The organism is Microcoleus sp. S28C3 (genome assembly GCF_036700785.1).
Taxonomy (GTDB): Bacteria; Cyanobacteriota; Cyanobacteriia; order Cyanobacteriales; family Microcoleaceae; genus Microcoleus; species Microcoleus asticus.
The window spans coordinates 1-3,873 of record NZ_JAUBPO010000230.1 but is presented as its reverse complement, the minus strand read 5'-3'; the positions used below and the strand labels follow the sequence as shown (position 1 = coordinate 3,873).

Annotated in this window: 2 protein-coding genes and 2 pseudogenes; 1 reads left to right on the top strand and 3 read right to left on the bottom strand. The window is 36.6% G+C overall.

The annotated features are described in order from the left end of the window. Positions 1 to 104 precede the first annotated feature (104 nt). Positions 105 to 260: a winged helix-turn-helix domain-containing protein gene (locus tag QUA13_RS32985; protein WP_445242773.1), complete on the top strand. Its 156-nt coding sequence runs from the start codon at positions 105 to 107 to the stop codon at positions 258 to 260. Between the two features lie 393 nt (positions 261 to 653). On the opposite strand, the pseudogene QUA13_RS31850 reads toward QUA13_RS32985, so the two are convergent. From QUA13_RS31850 to QUA13_RS31840, 3 genes and pseudogenes are all read right to left on the bottom strand, one after another. Continuing rightward, a pseudogene (locus QUA13_RS31850) lies at positions 654 to 1,481 on the bottom strand (ISAs1 family transposase). A 50-nt stretch (positions 1,482 to 1,531) separates the two neighbouring features. Continuing rightward, entirely contained in the window at positions 1,532 to 1,777 is a 246-nt protein-coding gene (locus QUA13_RS31845; RefSeq protein WP_333205001.1) for a hypothetical protein, read from the bottom strand. 419 nt (positions 1,778 to 2,196) lie between these two features. Further along, positions 2,197 to 3,862, bottom strand: a pseudogene (locus QUA13_RS31840) (IS1634 family transposase). Positions 3,863 to 3,873: the final 11 nt, after the last annotated feature.

The following is a 3,873-nucleotide window of genomic DNA, read 5'->3' as shown; positions in this document are numbered from 1 at the left end:
GCTGCGATGAACAATGACTATATGATGCAGATTCTCAAATGCTTTTGTCAAGCATGATTGAGATGCTCTTACCCTGATATTTAAAACCTGATAAACGCGCTGCCATTATTGATTGGCTCCAAAAAAAGAATTATTGGAATTTAGGAGAACTAAAAGCTTATATAGAGGAGCAGTATGAGATAGTTTTTAGTTCTCAGCAGAGTTACTATGAGATTTTTGACGCTGCTGGCTCAAGAAAAGAAAAAATCTCAAAAACGTAATCCTAAAACAGATCCTGAACAGGTCAAAAAAAAACAAAAGAATTGACCCAATGGCTAGAAGCTCATCGTAATGAAATCGAATTAGGTGAATTGGTAGTTTTTTTCAGGATGAATGTCATCTTATTTGGGGAGATATCTGTGGCTATGTTTGGGGCAAGAAGAATGAAAGAGTCAGGGTAAACGCATCTAAATTAATTTGACACAAACCTGAATTTGTGCATTACTAAATAACTCAAAAAACATTTTTAAAATCATTAATTTTAACCTCACTTAAGCAGATAAAATCAGAACATTAAGATTTTATAAACTTCTTAAAGCCGGATAATTTTCCTTCTTAGATAGGTGTTAGATTTCGAGCATTAACTGGCAGAGTTTAAAATTTTAACTAAATAATCATTGTCCATTGCCGCTCGATACCGCTTCATTTTTAGACTTTGTGCCGGAAGTTTTTTCTTGTTCCAGTAAATTTATGGCTAATCGACGTAGAAGTGCAAAATTTTCGGGAGAGTTCTGTTTCCGAATCCGGCTTTCATCTTCACAAAATGTTACATCAAGTGTCCAATGTAAGCTATTTTCAATGCCCCAATGACTGCGGATCGCCCCAGCAAGTTTTTCAGCATTACTGCTTAAACTACTCAAGTAAAAACGAGCTTCTGTGGTGGTTTTATTCCACAATCGTCGTTCACTAACTATCATGACAACTGTTTTTAATCCCGTCCATAATTCTTGATTATGCAGAGGTGGTAACTCAGATACATCCACAGTCCAGACTTGTCTTTTTTCCACTCGATGATGTCCTGCTTCTACTTGTTCATAATAATCATACTTTTTGCCTAAATAATCTGCTTCTTGAGCTACTTCAAACCACTCTTTCACTGCTTTGTATAGGAGTTTTTGATTCCCTTTTAAAGCTAAAAGATAATCTGCTTTTTTCTTAACAATCAGAGATGTTATATTTTTTTGACAGCCCATAGCATCTATAGTTATTACACTTTAGGCAATTTCTAACATTTCTATTAATTCCGGAATTGCTGTCAGTTCATTGGATTTTTTATCGGCTTTTTTTTGTCCTAAAACCAATTGATGAGATGAAGACCACGCTGTCACTATATGTAGCGCTTTTTGCTGGTCATTTCGGTCATAAGATTGTTTCATTGTTTTGCCATCAATGGCAATTACCTTTAGTTCTAATTCCCCGACTATGGCATTTACCCAACTCAAAAAACCTTGTTGAAACTCTTGTGGTTCAATGGGAGCATCCCGCTTTTTAACTAAGCAGAAATACTGAGTTTAATGTGGTTATTTAAATATGCACATCTGAGTCTTAAAATTTGAGGCACATTTTTTTCGTTCCACTGTGCACCTACAATCTTAATTCTTGCTCCAATCTGTTTAATTAAAGACTCTACAGCTCCTGAACCAATGTCAATACCTTGCTGTTGATAATTCTGGTAATCTGGGATTCTTGACTGATGTTTTCGCAGATATTTCTGGAATTTTTCACTTTCTTTACTCATAACTCCTACAAACTCGGCTATAGCTTCTACTGTTGACCCTTGCCACAGTTGTTTCTGCGCTCTCCTCAGTCGTTTGAGCGAACCTCCTACTCTATGTAGATTTTCTATTCCCCTGATACCAATCGAGTACCTCTCTTCGAACCCACATTCCGCAGATGTGGGTCGGATTTTTTTATCAGTTGTGAAAACTTGGAAGCGAAACGCTGTTGGGATGAAATTATGCAGTTTTAGCATTACAGAAGCTTGTCAAATTTACCTAAACTAAGTTAGTTGAAATAATTGACTTTTTCTCATATATTCATGTTGCTATTTTATCCTGACCACTCATATTTTGAAGCAAGAAAACTTATGCCAAGAGCAAATTGTCTTGACTAATTAATGAAAATTATTCACAAATATCTACACCTCGATCTCAATCGTTATTCACTTGAAAATATTAAATAGTATTGACAGCAATACTCTCCTAAATGCCGCAAGATATCTTGACGCTCTTGGGTTAAATTACTGACCTGCTTCGCTCCATTTATCGTCACTAAATGTACCGCCTGAAACATCTGAAATATCCAGCGCATTGTCGGCTTATCAGTCAATTTCTTTACCTGATTTTTCACTCGTTCGTTGGTAGCTGATAATTGTTGTCTCAATTTCCTTTGCGCCAGGTTATATACTAACAAACACAGTCCCATTATCATTCCGATTGCTTCAACTCGCTCCGGCTTTTTCACGAATACGCTGGAAGTAAAAAATAACGGATCTTTGATAAATCTAAATCCTCTCTCATTACTTTGCTGCGCTTTATATTCCGATAATACCTGTGGATTGGTTACTGCTTCAGCATCTAAGATATTTGTGGCTAATATGAATCTCCCGGCTTTGACTTTTTCCGCTTCAATCGCTGAATTTCGGGGTTCTATTTCACCCGTAATTTGATAAACTTTTGTCTGTGTCCGAGCAAGTTTTTTCAGATTGCTTTTTGTTGCTTTAACTGTTTTTTCTTGGGATTTAATTTCTGTTATCTGGTGATATTTCCATGATTCTGACAACTTTTTTATGGCAGCTTCCGCATCGGAAATACAAGCAAAGTTTTGCCTGGATAACTTACGCAGTTTGGCTTTGGCTGATTCTAATTGTTTCTCTACTTGCTTGACTATTTTTTTGAGATCTGCTTGCTTTCTGATTTCACTTTCTATTACTAGCCATCTTTGCTTGATGCCAGCATACTCACTCATTTGGGCTGCTATTTTATAGCCTTTTATTTGAGAGTCTTCCCAGTCACTATCTTCAATGTTGCAGATTTTATTGTGAGCTGATTAGATGCTTAATGGTACTCTTTTTATCCATTTCATTCCTGCCATTGCTGACAAATTTTCTGCTGTGTACAAGGCACTGTCTGCTACACAGATTCCGTCAAATGTCCACTGGTTTTTAAATTCTTTTAATCTCTCTACAAAGACACTTTTATCATCGGCATTTCCGTCATCTATTTTGAGATATAATGGTACGTCTCCATATCCACTTACGATCGTATCAATGATAAATTGTTTGAGGTCCGGTCTTCGATCTCTTGAATAGCCATGAACGATTTTTATGGTTTTCATGGAAGATTCTGTATCTTCAGATTCTGCCTCAATTTCCTGGCTTTTTCCCTGACAGTTTTTGTATGCTCCTTCTACTGATATTGAACTGCTATCTAGGTGAACGCTTTTCATTGATACTTGAAATTTCATCGCTGCTTTCAGGGCAATTGCCGTGAATAATTTTGTGGTTCCAGCTTGATGATATTTGTCTAAAGCTCTCCCGATTCTGTCATCATTTAATTGTTCGGGTGTCACTCCTTCTCCAATTAGATGTTCTGTTGCTTTTCCCACAAAAAATGTTTCAAATAGGTAGATTGGGGCGCTCAAAAATCCCAATCCGTTCAAAATCATTGCTTTCATTACTTGTCCTGGACTGAGGGTTTCTTTAATTTTTATTCCCACTTTTTTGTTGACTTCTTCTACCAATTCCATTTCATCTATTATCCCCGCTACTATTCCCTGCAGGGTCTAAATTTACGATATTTATAGCTTCAGAGGGCTTTTTCATAGTTTTGAAGG

Bases quoted from the DNA above. Each gene is read 5' to 3' on its own strand.
- QUA13_RS31845 (WP_333205001.1), bottom strand. From the start codon at position 1,777: ATGAGTAAAGAAAGTGAAAAATTCCAGAAATATCTGCGAAAACATCAG.